General features: G+C 40.1%; 17 protein-coding genes. 1 reads left to right on the top strand and 16 read right to left on the bottom strand.

What is annotated here, in order from left to right:
• Nucleotides 1–4: 4 nt before the first annotated feature.
• The 16 genes from PKC55_RS00425 to PKC55_RS00350 all read right to left on the bottom strand — a co-directional run bounded on the left by PKC55_RS00425 (nt 5) and on the right by PKC55_RS00350 (nt 16,214).
• Entirely contained in the window at nt 5–1,198 is a 1,194-nt protein-coding gene (locus tag PKC55_RS00425; protein ID WP_291124469.1) for a metallophosphoesterase, read from the bottom strand.
• The gene (locus PKC55_RS00420; protein ID WP_291028696.1) at nt 1,195–2,328 is read right to left on the bottom strand and encodes a metallophosphoesterase; all 1,134 of its coding nucleotides are present in this window, start codon (nt 2,326–2,328) and stop codon (nt 1,195–1,197) included. The genes PKC55_RS00425 and PKC55_RS00420 overlap by 4 nt, the downstream gene beginning before the upstream one ends.
• 151 nt (nt 2,329–2,479) lie before the next feature.
• Entirely contained in the window at nt 2,480–3,163 is a 684-nt protein-coding gene (locus tag PKC55_RS00415; RefSeq protein WP_135104757.1) for a zinc metallopeptidase, read from the bottom strand.
• 263 nt (nt 3,164–3,426) lie between these two features.
• Nucleotides 3,427–4,692 (bottom strand): adenylosuccinate synthase, encoded by a 1,266-nt coding sequence (locus PKC55_RS00410; RefSeq protein ID WP_324371383.1) that lies wholly within the window; start codon nt 4,690–4,692, stop codon nt 3,427–3,429.
• Nucleotides 4,689–5,201 (bottom strand): Fur family transcriptional regulator, encoded by a 513-nt coding sequence (locus PKC55_RS00405; RefSeq protein ID WP_283685844.1) that lies wholly within the window; start codon nt 5,199–5,201, stop codon nt 4,689–4,691. The genes PKC55_RS00410 and PKC55_RS00405 overlap by 4 nt, the downstream gene beginning before the upstream one ends.
• A gap of 174 nt (nt 5,202–5,375) precedes the next feature.
• On the bottom strand, nt 5,376–6,134 hold the full coding sequence (locus tag PKC55_RS00400) for a NigD1/NigD2 family lipoprotein (RefSeq protein ID WP_135104754.1): 759 nt from the start codon (nt 6,132–6,134) through the stop codon (nt 5,376–5,378).
• 139 nt (nt 6,135–6,273) lie between these two features.
• Nucleotides 6,274–6,720 carry a nucleoside deaminase gene (locus PKC55_RS00395; protein WP_291129170.1) on the bottom strand — a complete coding sequence of 149 codons (447 nt, stop codon included), beginning with the start codon at nt 6,718–6,720 and terminating at the stop codon, nt 6,274–6,276.
• Nucleotides 6,717–6,932, bottom strand: coding sequence for a hypothetical protein (locus tag PKC55_RS00390; protein ID WP_018074919.1), 216 nt, complete (start codon nt 6,930–6,932; stop codon nt 6,717–6,719). The genes PKC55_RS00395 and PKC55_RS00390 overlap by 4 nt, the downstream gene beginning before the upstream one ends.
• A 63-nt stretch (nt 6,933–6,995) precedes the next feature.
• Nucleotides 6,996–8,081: a DNA polymerase IV gene (gene dinB / locus PKC55_RS00385; protein WP_291129173.1), complete on the bottom strand. Its 1,086-nt coding sequence runs from the start codon at nt 8,079–8,081 to the stop codon at nt 6,996–6,998.
• A 60-nt stretch (nt 8,082–8,141) separates the two neighbouring features.
• Nucleotides 8,142–9,317: an anaerobic sulfatase-maturation protein gene (locus tag PKC55_RS00380; protein ID WP_291129175.1), complete on the bottom strand. Its 1,176-nt coding sequence runs from the start codon at nt 9,315–9,317 to the stop codon at nt 8,142–8,144.
• Nucleotides 9,318–9,387: 70 nt separating this feature from the next.
• The gene (locus PKC55_RS00375; RefSeq protein WP_324371377.1) at nt 9,388–10,995 is read right to left on the bottom strand and encodes a sulfatase family protein; all 1,608 of its coding nucleotides are present in this window, start codon (nt 10,993–10,995) and stop codon (nt 9,388–9,390) included.
• 181 nt (nt 10,996–11,176) lie between these two features.
• Nucleotides 11,177–11,824, bottom strand: a complete 648-nt coding sequence (locus tag PKC55_RS00370) for a hypothetical protein (protein ID WP_291128770.1) — start codon at nt 11,822–11,824, stop codon at nt 11,177–11,179.
• Nucleotides 11,825–11,982: 158 nt separating this feature from the next.
• On the bottom strand, nt 11,983–12,810 hold the full coding sequence (murI, locus tag PKC55_RS00365) for a glutamate racemase (RefSeq protein WP_291128803.1): 828 nt from the start codon (nt 12,808–12,810) through the stop codon (nt 11,983–11,985).
• Nucleotides 12,811–13,073: 263 nt separating this feature from the next.
• Nucleotides 13,074–13,619, bottom strand: coding sequence for an REP-associated tyrosine transposase (locus PKC55_RS00360; protein WP_291128773.1), 546 nt, complete (start codon nt 13,617–13,619; stop codon nt 13,074–13,076).
• A 100-nt stretch (nt 13,620–13,719) separates the two neighbouring features.
• On the bottom strand, nt 13,720–14,205 hold the full coding sequence (locus PKC55_RS00355; RefSeq protein ID WP_135104749.1) for a GyrI-like domain-containing protein: 486 nt from the start codon (nt 14,203–14,205) through the stop codon (nt 13,720–13,722).
• A gap of 131 nt (nt 14,206–14,336) precedes the next feature.
• Nucleotides 14,337–16,214, bottom strand: a complete 1,878-nt coding sequence (locus PKC55_RS00350) for an ABC-F family ATP-binding cassette domain-containing protein (RefSeq protein WP_291128775.1) — start codon at nt 16,212–16,214, stop codon at nt 14,337–14,339.
• A gap of 313 nt (nt 16,215–16,527) precedes the next feature.
• Between PKC55_RS00350 and PKC55_RS00345 the strand changes: the two genes are divergently transcribed.
• Nucleotides 16,528–17,661 (top strand): NAD(P)-dependent alcohol dehydrogenase, encoded by a 1,134-nt coding sequence (locus PKC55_RS00345; protein ID WP_291128778.1) that lies wholly within the window; start codon nt 16,528–16,530, stop codon nt 17,659–17,661.
• The last annotated feature ends 3 nt before the right edge of the window (nt 17,662–17,664 follow it).

The following is a 17,664-nucleotide window of genomic DNA, read 5'->3' as shown; positions in this document are numbered from 1 at the left end:
TATATCATTTACTAAAGTTGACATTGAGAACTACAATCTCCGACACTGTGCCAATCCTGTATTGAGGTCCCGCCAATCCAAGTCCGGAGGACACATATACATGTGTATTTCCTTTTTTCTTATATCCGTACGGAATCTCATACATAAATCTCATTTTGGAAGAAATGCTCTCCGGCAATATCCCCGAATTGTATATCATGGACGAAGCAGCCATAATCACATTGTTTGGAAAAAACTGACCGTTGTGCGTATGACCATACAGAGCAATATCTGCACCGGCTTCAACCTCCTCCTGTAAGCGATGCGGCTCGTGATTCATCACAATGACAGGATATTGCCTGTCTACCCCCTGCATTATTTCGGGTAATTGTTTACGGTTTTTACACATATCATCTTCCCTGCCTACAAGATAGAAAGAATCTGCGATCATAACAGTAGTATCACGCAAAACATTTATTCCGGCCTTTTGGCTCAACCACAGGATTTTTTCGTCCTTAGGCTCGTCCAGCTCTATATACTCATGATTTCCTGTAGACGCATACACCCCATAAGGAGCTTTGAGCCGATGAAACTCTGTTTCCATTTGCTGCTCGTATAGCGATTTGGCATCATAATCGACAATATCACCCACCAACAATATCAGGTCGGGTTTCTGCTCCATTATCTTATCCACATACATGGAAATAATTTTCTTGTCGATCAGATATCCCGCATGTATATCTGTAGCTACCACGATGCGCAAGTTTTTCACATTGGGCGAATGCTTCTCTATCGTGAGGTTCTTCTCCGTTATCACAGGATGCCAGAATCGGTAGTTCCCATTCCACATCACAGCCACTACCAAAAGCAATGCTGTACAAAAATAAACAAGTCGGGGCTTTTTTGCTGCAAAATCGAGCGAAAATATTTTTTTCTTTTTATTTATATATTTCACTAAATCATACAATAAGAGCAAAGACGTCATATAGATAGTAAACAACATCCACGTTGTACCCGTCCAGGCGAATGTATGAAGCGCATCGAACGATAAGTGTTTTGAGGTAAAGAATCCGATAAAGTATATTATCAGCTCTGCAACATATATGGCAGTGTAGGGAATCTTAATATACTTCTTATCGGGCAATGCCTGCCATCCTCTCCAGTAGATGTATGCACTGAAGAATATCTGAATCATTATGGCATTGAAAAAGACTCTCATTTCTTTTTATTCACATCTATTACAACATACTCGGATTGTGTACCTATACGGAATTTCCCTCCCCAGAGACCAATACCCGAACTTACGTATATATTTGCATTCCCTTTTTTTACAAAACCATGATCTCTCTCATATAGTTTTTTGGTAATCATCGATATAGGCCACACCTGCCCTTGGTGGGTATGTCCCGAAATCTGTATATCGATACCGTTGGCTTCTGCCTCTTCGAGGTGATAAGGCTGATGATCGAGCATTATGATTGGCTTGGTATGATCGAGCCCCGCGACAAGCTCCTCCAATGATTTGCGATTCGGGTTAGACTTATCGTCTCTCCCAACCACGTAAAAACAACTATCTACCTCAGCTACAGAATCACGCAAGAGATGTACCCCTGCTTTTGTAATAAAATCGAAGCTCTCTTTTGCTCCGCTTATATACTCGTGATTTCCGGGGCAAGCATAAATGCCCATCGGTGCCTTTATCTTATGAAAGACTTCTGCGAAATGCCCTTCTTTGAGCGGACGCACGCTATTGTCGATAATATCTCCGGCAATGAGTACAATGTCGGGATTTTCAGCATTTATAAGGTCTACCCATTTTTCAAACTCCTTTTCACCGATACCGTACCCCAAATGCAGATCGGTAATGGCAACAATGCGTAACGAGCGTGGTGAAATGGTATCACCAAAGGTTTTATATATCTGAACAGGAAGATCGACCCTCACTTTCCACTGATATTTAAGATAGCCGCAGGTCATCAACAGTGCAACAAAGCCTACCATGAGCCCCAGACCAACCCAGTTGTCTCTCGTATAACGGGTGATGGAATCGCTCGGCATAAAGTGCAGCAACTTATTACTAAGCCCCAGCAAATCCTTTGCAGCAATTATCATAAGGAAATAAAGAAGGATGAAAAACCATGCTGTGCCCACTTTGTATAGCAACGAAGTAAGCCCTACCGGTAAGGAGTCACCGATCAGGAAGGATATAAAAAATGAAGTAACCGCTATAACCGCAAACGACAGAAGTGCTATACGCCCCACATTACTCGGAGGCATCGCAATCCAAAAGTGCCTGAATACATAAAAATTAGCTAAGAGGTATACTGTGAATACTATAATAAAAAACATCGATTTCATTTATACGTTTATTGTGTGTATGTATATACAGATGCAAAAGATGCATAGGTAAAAAGTACGGGCTATCAACCTTTCGGTTTATGTGAAAAAAGAGCAGTCGCCAATGACCACTCTTTCGAATATCTTTCTATCGTATAAACGATTAGCTACGTCTGCCACTCATGGCTATCATGATGTAATATATAAGTGTAGCCAATGAGCCGATGGCTGCTATCACATAGGTATAAGCTGCCCATTTGAGAGCATCCTTTGCCATATCATGATTGTTTACATTTGTCACTCCGGCAGTATTAAGCCATGCCAAAGCACGGCTGCTGGCATTCACCTCTACAGGGAGTGTAACAAAACTGAATATCGTTGTCATTGCAAAAAGCGCAATACCAATCCATATCAAGGCAGGGAATATATTAATCGTAAATATTCCGGCAAGAATAACCCACATCACAATGCTTGATGAAAAGCTTACAACAGGTACAAGAGCCGAACGCATCTTCAACGGTCCATACTCGTGAGCATGCTGTACCGCATGACCACATTCGTGAGCAGCTACAGCAGCAGCAGCCACACTATTGCTGGCATATACACCTTCGCTCAGATTGACTGTCTTATTGGCAGGGTTGTAGTGATCCGAAAGCATACCGCTTGTAGATACAACTTTCACATCATAAATTCCATTGTCATGAAGCATCTTTTCGGCTACATCACGACCTGTCATTCCGCTGCTCAACGGAACTTTAGAGTACTTATTAAACTTGCTTTTCAGCATCTGCTGAACTGCAAAACTGGCTATTGCTATTAGTCCAAATAATATCCAACCTATAGGCATAGTCTATTTCTTTTTAAAATGATTTTTTCTACTAATTTACTTGTTAGTAACTAAACAAAAAATGTGCCACCTGAGTTTTTGTCATATAATGTATTTGAATGACAATCACATTTCTTAATTAAATTTGACTTATTTTTCGTTTCAGTCATCTCTATTAAAAAACCTAATGTCATGCAGAATGAGACAAAATCGTCTTTTTCTATCTCAAGACGCCTTACTCTCATTCAGCATGACAAAGAGGTCGATATATTTCTTATCAGAAATTATTTACGAATAATGGTCTGCGCTCTGTCAGGTCCGAGCGAAACAATACGGATAGGCACACCCAGTTCTTTTTCGAGGAATGCAACATAATCGCTGAATTCTTTCGGGAACTGGTCTTCCTTCTGCATTTTTGTCATATCGGTTTTCCAGCCTTTCATTTCCTGATATATAGGTTTGATACTATCATCTATCTCGAAAGGGAATTCGGTTACTCTCTCTCCGTTTACTTCATAAGCCACACAGGCTTTTATCGTTTCGAATGTATCGAGCACGTCGCTCTTCATCATTATCAACTGGCTCACACCATCTATCATTATAGCATAGCGCAAAGCAACCAGATCGATCCATCCGCAACGACGCGGGCGACCTGTTACCGAGCCAAACTCAAATCCGAATTCACGCAACTTATCTCCCGTAGCATCATGCAGCTCGGTAGGAAACGGCCCGCTACCCACGCGTGTACAATATGCCTTGAAGATACCATACACCTCACCGATGTTCCGAGGGGCAACACCCAGACCTGTAGACGCTCCGGCTGTAATTGTATTGGAAGAAGTAACAAACGGATACGATCCGAAATCGATATCCAGCATTGTACCTTGTGCTCCTTCTGCCAATATTTTTTTGCCCGACTTGGTAGCATTATTTATAAAGTGCTCGCTGTCGATAAAAGTAAATTCTTTGAGCTTCTTCACTCCTTCAAACCACTCTTTTTCGATATCAGACAGCGCATTTGTATCGTAATTATATTGATTGAGAATTCTCAGATGCTTTGCTTTGGCAGCATTGTACTTTTCTTCAAAGTTGTGAAGAATATCGCCCACACGCAAGCCGTTGCGGCTAACCTTGTCGGTATATGTAGGGCCAATACCCTTACCTGTAGTTCCTATCTTAGAGTCTCCCTTCGATGCTTCGTAGCATGCGTCGAGCAAACGGTGTGTAGGAAGGATAAGGTGAGCCTTCTTTGAGATATATAGTCTCGATTTGAGATCATGTCCCGATTTTTCCAATGCTTCTATTTCTCCTTTGAATAAAGCAGGATCGAGAACAACACCGTTGCCGATAACATTCAGTTTATTACCCTGAAATATACCGGATGGCACTGAACGGAGAACATACTTTTTGCCTTCAAACTCAAGTGTATGCCCTGCATTTGGGCCACCTTGAAAACGGGCTACGATTTCATAATCAGGCGTTAGAACATCTACTATCTTTCCTTTACCTTCGTCGCCCCATTGCAGGCCGAGCAATACATCTACTTTCATTTTTTCTTATTAATACGAGTATTCTTACTTTCTGTTACTTTATTCTTTTTTTCTTCCGTCTTCTTAGCCCGCATACATTTGTTGCATATACCATAAATATACATGCTGTAATAGCTAACCTTGAAGCGTTGTAGTTTTTTCTGTTGCGCAGGAGTGAACAGGTTGCCATTTTTGTGCTCTTTCACCTCGCCGCAACTAAGACAGATCAGATGGTCATGGTTCTCATTTCCATAAGCACGTTCGTACTGAGACACATTTGCTCCAAACTGATGCTTGACTACCAGATTGCAATCCAGCAACAGCTCTATAGTATTGTACAATGTGGCTCGGCTAACCCTAAAACACGACTGCTTCATAGAATTGTAAAGGGAGTCCATATCGAAATGCCCTTTAGTAGAATAGATGTGATCCAGTATTGCGTATCTTTCGGGAGTTTTACGATGCTTGTTTAAATTCAGATAATCTGTGAATTCGTTCTTAACTTGGTCTTTTAGTTTAATGTTATCCATTTAAAAAAATCTGATCTGAACAAAAATACATCTTTTTAAAGAATAAACAGTGGTATAACCTCAGAAAAAAAAGAAAGTGTTCATAAAAACCAGTATCTCAAAGACTTTATAGCAGAAAAAAGAAAAAGAGAACTCTCACGAGCTCTCTTTTTCGAAAGGAAATCAAAAAGAATATTAATAAATATTCAGGTTAGTTGTTTTACTGTCGTCGCTTGGTATGTCTTTAGATTGAGCCTCAACCGCACCATACTTGTATTCAATCGTATCTGTCTTGGTTTTCCCACCAAAGTCCATCCATGTTATTTCAAATGTTACTTTATCTCGTCCTGCTATCAAATATGGTGCTAGATCGAAAGATACATAGCCACTCACAGGATAATGCTCCGGATCTTGTCGTTGGTTGTGTCTGAATTCCAGCTTCACCACATCACCTGACACCGACAAGTCGGGCTGTGCTGACACAAGATTGAGCATGTGGGCTGTGGTTCCGCCACTGTTATATCCAAAATAGATATTCAGATAGCCTCCGCTTGCCCATGCAGAATGAACCTTAATAGGATTGTGACCGATGCTGTCTTGCTTTGCCTGATCGTCGGACGGAATGTATACTACGCCCTTTGTCAACACTTCTTTGTAGCCGTTGAGTTTGATAGCATGATCATATCCCTGATATTGGTCGGATAAAATTGTGTAGTTTATAATAGCTCTGTTATATTTTGGTTTCAGATTTAACCCAACAGGAGCTGCAATCCACAGTTTTTTTCCATTGTCGAGCGTAAAATCATACGTATTTTCTCCCACTTTGTTTACGGTTACCATAGACACCCAGTATTTATCGAGTGAGTAACCATCATCGTCCGAACAAGAAGAAAATCCTGCTGTTAAAACAAAGCCGAGAATTGATGCTAAAAATAGTTTTACAGTTTTCTTCATAACTCTTTAATTTTTTAATGTATAGTTTAAAATACTTTTGCCTTACAATATAATAGACAATATTTCGTCTCTCATGTTGCATGAGAAAATATAAATTAATGTTAAACAATTAGTTATTGTCTATAATACAGAAAGTTAACTACCTCTTCTGTTTGAAAAATTCTTTCATCAAAGAAGCGCATTCGTCTTCCATGACACCGGAAACAACTTCAGTTTTGGGGTGTAATATGGATGGGGAAAATACAGAGTAGCCTTTTTTTTCATCTTTTGCCCCATATACAATTTTAGATATTTGAGACCAGAGTAAACCTCCGGCACACATCGGGCATGGCTCTATGGTAACATACAGAATACAATCGGTAAGATATTTACCACCAAGTACATTGGCGGCTGCCGTAATCGCCTGCATCTCTGCATGGGCTGTGACATCGTTGAGCGTTTCGGTGAGATTGTGTCCACGTGCAATGATACGCCCCTTGCAAACAACTATCGCACCTATAGGAACTTCACCCTTGCCGAATGCCTGACGGGCTTCGTTAAGAGCCTGACGCATATAGTACTCGTCGTTGAGAATATTAGTTGTCATCGGCGCATTTCGTTTTCGCCAAAAAGCGTAGGATAATCCTGCTCAAGGCTTTTTAGCACATGGGTAATAATTGTTTCCCTGCACCATCGCGAACGGTTGGCTATCTTGTATTTTTTGATGTACGAAGATATAAGGGCATACTCTTCTTCGTTGAGCGAGAAAAGCAAATGCTTCGTGCGGTTACTATGTGCCCCTTTCTTCTTTGGTTTCATTGCTGCAAAAGTAAGTACTTATCTGAATATCTGAAAGGATTTTGAGAAGAATATACATTTAGCCTAACCTTTAGCCTCATCTTCTTCAAAATTGATGCGCAACTGCACAGCATCATACCAACCCATTTCATCATCGCTATTCTTTACACCCAAACCAATAAGGCGAACTTTAGGAGATAGATCGACGAGCTTAAGCAACTCAAATCCTGCTTTGTAAAACGATTCGTAGTCTTCCACAGCATCAGCGAATGTACGGCTTCGGGTTATTATCTTAAAGTCAGCATATTTGATTTTCAGCGTTACGGTTCTTCCCTTAAACTTCTTCTTCTGTAGGTAATCGAACGTATCACGTGCCACGGCATCCAACTCCACCGCCAATTCGTCAAGCGAGTCGATATCCCTGTCGAAGGTTGTTTCGGAGCTGATGGACTTTCTGATGCGTTGCGACTCTACAGGACGATAATCGATGGCTCGTGCATTCTGATAATAAATATGTCCTGCTTTACCAAAAACAGATACAAGTTCATTCTCCGAACGTTGCTTCAAGTCCCACCCCGTCTTGATACCCATTTGATGCATTACTTTGGCGGTGACCTTCCCTACCCCAAAGAATTGCTCAATAGCTAGTGATTCTACAAACTGCTCAGCTACTTTAGGCTTTACAACAAACAGCCCGTTTGGTTTATCCTGATCGGAGGCAATCTTTGCTAAAAATTTATTAAACGAAACTCCCGCCGAAGCCGTTAGGTTTGTAGCTTCTCGTATTTTTTGCTTTATCTCCTGTGCTATATGAGTGGCTGAAGCTATATTCATATTATTCTCGGTAACATCGAGGAACGCCTCGTCCAGCGAGAGGGGCTCTACCAAATCGGTATATTCGTGGAATATCTCCATTATTTGTTTCGAAACAGACTTATAGACATCGAAGCGTGCAGGAACGAATATTAGATGCGGACATTTACGCAAAGCCGTTTTGGAAGCCATAGCCGAACGTACCCCGTAGCGACGAGCCTCGTAACTGGCTGCCGCCACTACTCCCCGAGGTCCCGCATAACCCACAGCAAGAGGCTTATCCCTATATTCGGGATAATCGCGTTGCTCGATAGATGCATAGAAAGCATCCATATCTATGTGGATTATTTTTCGCATATTCTTTCTTACTCCAACTAAAAAGTAACAAAAGTGTACATAAAAATCTTATTGCAATAATTATTTTAAGACTTTCATAATATTACCGGGAGGACGTTGTGCTTCCAACTCTTTTTTCATGAAGTCCATATAGGGGGCTATATGTTCGAAGAACTTGTAATAGCCATTACATAGATAATTTATTTCTTCGCCCGATTGAGTTTTTGACATTCGGTTTTTAGGGCATTCGCCACGACAAGCAAACAAATACTTACATTGCTTACACTGAGATGACAAAGAAGCTGACTTTGCTAATCCAAATTCGGTTTGTTGCGTCGAATACATCATCTCCATCAATGTCTTGTCTTTTATATTACCCAACTTATATTGAGGATATACAAAGTGATCGCAAGAATACACATCACCATTAAATTCCATAACTCCGGCATGTCCGCAATTCTTAGCAAAGATACAAATTCCGGGGTCGACACCCACCCAATTGGCCAGTGCAGAATCGAAGTATTGAACAAAATATGTTCCGACATCTTTCCTTACCCACTCGTTGAATATAGCAATAAGAAAATCGCCCCATTTTTCGGGTGTAACACTCCATTGAGTCACATTCCCTTTGCAGTCTCTTTCCACAGCAGGAGAGAATTGGATGTAATGAGAATCGATATCTTTAAAAAACTGATAAAACTGTAGCGGATGGTTGATATTAAAGTCATTTACAACTCCCATTATATTGTATTCCACTCCATGCTTCTTTAGAAGATTGATCCCCCCCACAACACGATCGAATGTCGGACGCATATCTTTTGTTGTTCTGTATTTGTCATGGAAGGGCTTAGCCCCATCAATGGAAATGCCGATCAGGAAGTTGTTTTCTCTAAAAAATTCACACCATTCATCGTTCAACAGCGTGCCGTTGGTTTGCAGGGTATTCGATATCTGTTTCCCTTTAGCATATTTACGTTGCAACTCCAGTGCTTTCTTATAAAACGAGATGTCACGCATCAAAGGTTCGCCCCCATGCCATGTAAACAGTATCGGCTGCATGGTTTGCGCCTCGATGTATTGAGAGACAAACCGTTCCAGAAGATCATCACTCATTATTGTCTTATTACCTTTGTCGGGATACAGTTCGTTCTTCTCCAGATAATAACAGTAAGTGCACCCTAGATTACAAACAGCACCTATTGGCTTGAGCATCACATACAGTGGCTTTGCAAAAGGAGCATACGTTTTCGAAGACATCCGGTCTGGTTTTAGATTGTGATATTATTTCTAGTTGATAATAGAAGGACGGAAAAAGTTTTTCACTCACTTAAAATTCATCTACCTTGAGTTTCTTTCTATAATTATCGAGAGTAGTCTGCAACTCCTTCGTTATTTCTTCATACCCTTCTTTTCCGTAGAGATTATGTAATTCAGTCGGATCATTTTGCAAGTCAAACAACTCGTTACAATTGATATCTTCATCATTGCCTATTTCTCCTTTACCGTAAAAATGAATCAGCTTATACCTTTCTGTCCTCACACCATCATGACGGCGTACATTGTGAATTGCAGGATAATCATAATAGTGATAATATAAATCTTTTCTCCAATTTTTAGGAGTTTTGCCGTCAAACAATCCTTCAAGAGAAACTCCGCTCATTTCTGTGGGTTTCTCTATTCCGGCTAATGACAAGTAAGTAGGAGCAAAGTCTATATTCTGCACCAAAGCATCGGTTTTCGTCCCTGACATTATGGCTTTGGGATAACGTATTATCAGCGGTGTTCTGAACGATTCTTCGTACATAAAACGCTTATCAAACCACCCATGTTCTCCCATATAAAAACCTTGATCGGAGGTGTACACAATAATTGTATTATCCATCAAACCCTCTTTTTCGAGGTAATCAATCAAGCGTCCGACTTCATCGTCAATCGATTTTATACAGCGAAGATAATCTCTCATATAACGTTGAAATTTCCAATCGAGCAGCGCATCGCCGGACAGATTACTATTAATGAATTCCATATTCTTAGGATGATAGGACTTCTCCCAAGCTTCACGTTGAGCGGGAGTCATTTGATCCATCGCCTGTTGCAATCCACCGTCACTCCATTCCTTATTATAGGGTGGTGTATTCTTCAATTCATTTAGTTTCAGATCATAAATAAATGTCATCGTCTTATCGATAGTCATATCCTGAGTACGGGCAGCAGAGCAACGGCTTTCGTAATCGTCATAGAATGTTTCCGGTTTAGGGAATTCCACATCTTCGTACAAATCATAGTACTTCGCTTCGGGCATCCAGTTTCTGTGTGGAGCTTTATGATGTACCAACAGGGCAAAAGGTTTGCTCCTGTCTCTGTTTTTAAGAAAGTCTATCGAATGAGTTGTAATCAGGTTGGTTGCATACCCCTCTTCACGTATGTATTTGCCGTGAGAGTCTTTCGTTTTGAAGCTCGGATTATAATAATCTCCCTGATCGTTGAGCACGCAATAATAATCAAATCCTTTTGGTTCGCATTGCATATGCCATTTACCTACAACTCCTGTTTGATATCCTGCCTGCGTAAGTAATTCAGAAAAAAAGATTTTGGTTGTATCTATACCTGCACCCAACTGACGTTGCCCGTTCTGATGGCTATACAAGCCTGTCATAAGACATGCACGGCTAGGGGTAGACAATGAGTTTTCGACAAAAGCTTGCTGAAACAACATGCCTTCGTTCGCTAACCGGTCTATGTTGGGTGTAGGTGCTAACTTGGAGATAGGATGCCCGTATGCACTGATTGTCTGAAACGAATGATCGTCCGTCATTATATGAATAATATTGGGACGGGATTGAGGTGCATCACTCTGTTTATTTTGGCTATAACTATATGGGCTGAGTATTGACGCAGGAATAATTACTAAAGTAAACCTCTTTAAATCTATCATGGGATATCAGGTGTTTGGGTTAAAACAATACTCTAAAATTAATAAAAATAAATTGAATGATAAAACAAAAGTAACACGCCTCAGGCTGTTACTTTTATATTACGTTCCTTACATCTAATGTTATACTTCCTGAAAAATAGAAAATCGCAGGTTCAAGAAGCGAAAAAAGAATCATCACTTATTATTGATACCCATATTCTTGAAGCAATGTTTCTATTTTTTTCCACAGTTGCCCATTTTCGTTAATCTCAATAACGTGGCTATGCGACTTGTCGAAACGTGAAGTTAAAATAAATTCGTCATCCTCTCCCGCCAGATCAGCCATAAAACTATGAGTCAATGCCATTTTAGGATAGTTGTCGCGAAACAGCATTTTTGTTTTGTGATGAGAATGATTTAAATAAACTCCCAAAATAAACTCGACACGCTGATTGAGACTCAAGGGATATGTTCCCAATGATGGTTTGTAAAGCGTATTGAAGAGTATCTTCTCATCTTCATATTTTAAAGACTGCAAGCAGTTGCAAATATTGTTGGAAGAGAAAGTGATTGTAGTCTCTTTACTTTCATGGTCAGTTTCTGTTTTTACATCTAAGTCTTCTTTTACATTCACCTCTCTGAACAAGCTTTGACATAATTTCTTGAAATTATCAATTCTAATTTGTTCGGGTAAATCATCTGGTTTTAATGTAAATATCTGAACAATATTTTTATTGTAGTTAAAACTTCCGGGTTGTTTGCTAAACACAAATCCAAAGATGCGATAAGCACTTGGAGGATATTTTGAGAAATTCCACTGTTCCTGATATTCTTTCGAAAGGTAGCTCATTCTGTTTGTTTATTTTTATTGAAATGCTCTAAATGATGTATATTTATATAATATACAATAGGGGGGTTTTTACTTTTCTATTTCCTTTTTGTAAAATCCATGCCAATTAATAAAAACAAATATAATTGTTTTTTAGCAGACCGAAAAATAAGGGATTTTTAATCGAGTGTAATGTGCTTTACTTCTATCTCTTTGTTCAGAAAAATAGTTGCCGCACCTGAAAACTTTTCGGAAGATTCGGTTGTAAAATAATGTGTCTCTCCGTTTTTGGTACACGCCTCATCCATCTCAGGATGCCGTCGCAGATAATCTTTGAGGCTATGGGCAATGTATTCTCCCTGAGGCAAGGCGGTTACCTCCTTGGGTAGGACTTTCTTTATCTTATTCAGCAACAACGGGTAATGCGTGCAGCCAAGAATAAGTGTATCTATATCGGGATCTTTAGCTAAAATATTATCGAGATTTTTTTTCACAAAGTAATCTGCTCCTTCACTTTCGTATTCGTTATTTTCTACCAAAGGAACCCACATAGGGCAAGCCTCACCGGTTACTTTTATATCGGGAAACAGTTTGTTTATCTCTATCGGGTACGACTGCGACTGTATAGTGCCCACTGTACCCAATACTCCTACATGCCTGCTGCGTGTTATCTGTCCAATGATCTCGGCTGTAGGGCGTATAATACCCAACACCCTCTTATCAGGATTCATATTTGGCAGATCTTTTTGCTGAATGGTACGCAAAGCTTTTGCCGATGCTGTATTACAGGCAAGGATAACAAGGTTACACCCCATATCGAACAATGCCGTTACAGCCTGCTTGGTAAACTCATAGACTACCTCAAACGACCGAGCGCCATAAGGTGCACGTGAATTATCGCCAAGGTAGCAATAATCATATTCGGGCATAAGAGCTTGTATCTCCGAGAGTATCGTGAGACCTCCATATCCTGAATCAAATACACCAATAGGTCCGGGTTTAAGCATCATCTTTTTGTTTCTGCAAAGATAAATACAATATTGAAGTTATTTGATTAATCTTGATATTAAAAATTTAATATGTTCTTGTGTTGAGCTTTCGGATTGCAATTAGCAATCAACGGAGTGTAACGTAGTTAAATCCGAAAGGGCGGTAAAATTGGGAAGGAATTTCGTTCTTGTGGATTTGCAATCCGCAAGTTAGGTTTTTTCGTTGCAGGGGATTTGTAATCACCTGCCATCTATTATAAGGATTTACAATCTGAAAAAAACTAAACAATAATTACATTTAGCAGACCCTTCCCGCCTGTATAATCTACAGCCGAACTATATTTATAGTCCTCCGGCTTATTAACAATTTCGGCTACTACTGGATTTTGGTGGATATAATTCAATTTTTGTACTAAATAGTCATACATATAAATAGGTTGCATATCGTTCCCATCTTGCCAAAAATGATAATTCTTAATCTTCTTATCGTTTCGTGCAGCGTACTCAAAACGGTTTAACATCCATTCGCGACGCGACTCCTGAATGTCGCTCTCTAACGAACGCATAATTTCCTTATTTGTATGTTTCTTGAAATCACGCAAAATGTCACTCATCGTATTTTCTCCTTCTGCACTTACAATCATATGCAAATGATTACTCATTAATACCCACGCATATATTAATAAACCTTTGTTTTGTTGACAGTATTGCAATGACTCTATTATGATATGTTTATATCGTGGACGAGTAAAGATATCAACCCAATCGACAACTGTAGTTGTTGTAAAATATATATCTTGTGCTATTCGGTTTTGTATATTTATCATGATTCTATTGCGGATTGCAAATCCTGCTAATATATACTTTCGGATTGCAAATCCGAAAGGACGATCGGACGGTAAAATTGGAGAGGAACAAATCTTCTCTTTACTTTTTAATCTTTATCGGGATATAGATATCCTCTTCAGATTCAGGATCATTATTTTTATATTTCTCACCCAACACTTCAAAATGAGGTCTGTTATTATCTAAGAGATATTCAGATTGGGGTAGCCACTCATTAAAAATATATCCAAAGACACGTGTATCTGTACTCAACCCCTTATAATGAATCAGGGCATAAAGTCCTCCTTGTATAGTATAACTTTCCATATTCTGAGGAATATCTTCAACCAGTGAAACCTCTACAGCAGCCCACTTTCTAAAATTTATATTTGGAGAAAAATCAAAAGAAACTGGATAAATTTGCATAGAGATTAAATCAGAATTTATTATACGTTTAATTTCATGCTTTCGAGGCATAAAACTTCTCCACAAATTTGCGGTCAAGTTATTAGCATAAGACATTTCTAAAGATAATCCTACTAATTTTCGTTCGTTTAACTCTATTATTTTAACATTCAAATTTTTCATTATATTTCTATCTTTATCGAATGTAATTAATACTTTCGTTGCAGGGGATTTGTAATCACCTGCGTTCTACTATAAGGATTTGCAATCCGAAAGATTAAGTCATGAGGGATTTGCAATCACCTATTCTAATACTATGCCAGCTCGCTCAACTCCAGCCAACGCATTGTCTTTTCTTCTATCGCCTCTATCAGTTGACTGATACGATTTGATTTCTGTAACAACTCATCGGTAGATAATGTACCGCTGGATAATTCATTTTCAAGGTTCGCTTTTTCTTCTTCGAGTTGCGGTATCAGAGCGTCGAGTTCTTCAAACTCGCGCTTTTCTTTGAACGAAAGCTTTTTCTTTTCGTCATTCTTGGGCTGCGCCTGTTGCACCTTTTCTTCTTTAGGCTTCGCAGCCTGTTCCTTTTCTTTTTCAAGAAGCTCCTGCACTTCTTTCCACTCACGGTATTGAGTATAGTTTCCGGGAAAATCCTTTATACGTGCACTTCCCTGAAAAGCAAGCAAGTGATCTACCACCTTATCCATAAAATAGCGGTCGTGCGATACCACAATCACACAGCCTTTGAACTGTTGAAGGTATTCTTCGAGAATATTGAGCGTGACGATATCCAAATCGTTGGTAGGCTCGTCTAACACCAAGAAGTTTGGGTTGGTTATCAAGACTGTACAGAGATACAGACGGCGTTTTTCTCCTCCCGAAAGTTTATAGACAAAATTGTGTTGTTTTTCGGGTGGAAAGAGAAAATGTTGTAGAAATTGCGATGCTGTCAGTCTGCTGCCATTGCCCAAATCTATCACCTCAGCTATATTCTGAACCACATCAATAACCTTCATCTGCTCGTCAAACTTCAGTCCGTCCTGACTATAGTAACCGAATTTTACAGTTTCTCCAATATCGAAACCTCCTTTGTCGGGAGCAACCTCCCCCATCAGCATTTTGATGAAAGTAGATTTCCCCGTACCGTTATTTCCTACAATACCCAGTTTTTCGTATCGGGCAAACACATAATTAAAGTCTTCGAGTATCTTAATATCTCCAAAGGATTTATAAACATGCTGCGCTTCGAAAATCTTATTGCCGATATATGTACCTTTCATCTGTAATTGCACATTTCCGGCATCACGCACCTGCTGGGCTTTCTTTTCCAGATCGTAGAATGCATCGATCCTCGACTTTGCCTTCGTAGCACGGGCTTGCGGTTGACGCCGCATCCACTCCAGCTCTTTACGCAGAATATTGTTAGCACGATCCAGTTCGGCATTCTGAGCAGAAATACGCTCGTCACGCTTTTCGAGATAATACGAAAAATTTCCTTTATACTGATACAACTGTTGTTGATCTATCTCTATGATTTCGTTACATACACGATCGAGAAAATAGCGGTCGTGCGTTACCATCAACAGACTCAAACGTGAACGTTGAAGGTATTCTTCGAGCCACTCCACCATATCGAGGTCGAGGTGATTGGTAGGCTCATCGAGAATAATAAGATCGGGTTCGGTAATCAGCACATTGGCGAGAGCCACACGTTTGAGCTGTCCTCCCGATAGCTGCGATATTTTTTGTTCGAAATCGGTAATTTTCAGTTGTCCCAAAATCTGCTTTGCACGATGCTCGTAGTCCCATGCCTGCAAAATATCCATCTTCTGCAAGATAGCATCAAGCCCCGAATGATCTTTCGAGTTGATTACCCTTTCGTATTCGGCAATGAGGTCTGTAACATCATTCCCCGAATGGAAACACGCTTCTAACACCGTCAGATTCTCGGGATAGGTAGGATCTTGTTCAAGATAGGCAACACGCAAGTCGCGGCGAAAAACAACGGCTCCGCTATCGTAAGGTTCTTTTCCTGTGAGGATATTCAACAAGGTGGTCTTGCCCGACCCATTTTTTGCGATCAACCCGATGCGTTCGCCTTCGGCTATACCGAATGATATATCACGAAACAAAACCAGATCACCAAAGCTTTTTGTAAGTCCTTCAACTTGCAGAAAAGAAGCCATATATATTTTGAGTTATAAATTGAAAACTATTTTTCTAAACCGAGATTGTATTTCTAATCATCGCAAAGGTAACCAAAAAAAGAACTGCCTGATATTATAAGTAACCTAAAACGTTATCACCGCAGATCACCTCCACTCAGTCATACTGACGATAGGGAGTATCTTTTGTCTTTATCATGTAAAATAAGACAAGAATATTTTCAAATCTCGGGTATAAAAAAAGTGATTTTTCCTTTAGGGTTTTTCTTTTCTCAACGATCATATTATGTATACGGTCATTTTAGTCTATCACTTTAAAGTATCGACAATCATCATGAAGACACAATTTCTTAGCAGCTTCGTTGCTCTGTTTATTTTCGGAGTCATTCACCTGAATGCTCAATGCGATCACCAACATGATGGGCATATCTGTACAAAAGCTTATGCTGCAACAGATCCCTCCGCTCCTCTTACCCCTTACGAATTTGAACGCAGAAACCTCAACGATGATGATATTCTGATAGAGGTACTGTATTCGGGTATCTGCCACTCAGATATACATACCGTTAAAGGCGACTGGGGGCAAGTAGCCTATCCGCTTGTTCCGGGACATGAGATTGTGGGCAAGGTAGTGAAAGCAGGCAAGAATGTTACTAAGTTCAAAGTCGGAGATTATGCAGGCGTGGGTTGTATGGTCAACTCGTGCGGAGAATGTCACTACTGCAAAGCGGGTGAAGAACAATATTGCACCAAAGGGGCTACTTATACCTACAGCAGCAAGGAAGGTGACGGATATACGCAAGGCGGATACTCAAACAACATCGTTGTCAGAGAAGCTTTTGCGATAACCATACCGAAAGGAGCTCCTCTCGAAAAAATAGCTCCTCTTCTATGTGCAGGTATTACTACCTATTCGCCTTTGAAATATAATAAGGTGAAGGCGGGCGATAAGGTTGCTGTTGCGGGCTTTGGAGGATTGGGACATATGGCTGTGCAATATGCCATTAAGATGGGAGCCGAAGTTACTGTTTTCGACATTACCGAAGATAAACGTGAGGCTGCCGCCAAACTGGGTGCGGTAAGATATGTAAACACAAAAAATGCAGACGAATCGAAAGGTCTGGAAGGTACATTCGATCTCATTTTGAGCACGATCCCTGCTTCGTTCAGCGTAGAATCGTATCTGTCGATGCTGAAAGTTGATGGTACAATGGTTCTGATTGGTGTTCCGGCTATCAAAGATATGCCATCTGTGCAAACGTGGGCTCTGCAAGGACGCAAGAAAATATATGGAACGTTGATTGGCGGCATACGCGAGACACAGGAAATGATGGATTACTCGGTCGCTAACAACATTTACCCGATGGTAGAGATTATACCGATACAACAGGTAAATGAAGCATACAAAAATGTACTGGCCGGAAAAGTTCAATTCCGTTACGTTATAGACATATCATCTTTGAGATAAGAG

It is taken from the genome of Dysgonomonas sp. (assembly GCF_035323175.1).
In the GTDB taxonomy this organism is placed as follows: domain Bacteria; phylum Bacteroidota; class Bacteroidia; order Bacteroidales; family Dysgonomonadaceae; genus Dysgonomonas.
This window is presented reverse-complemented; position numbering and strand designations above follow the sequence as displayed.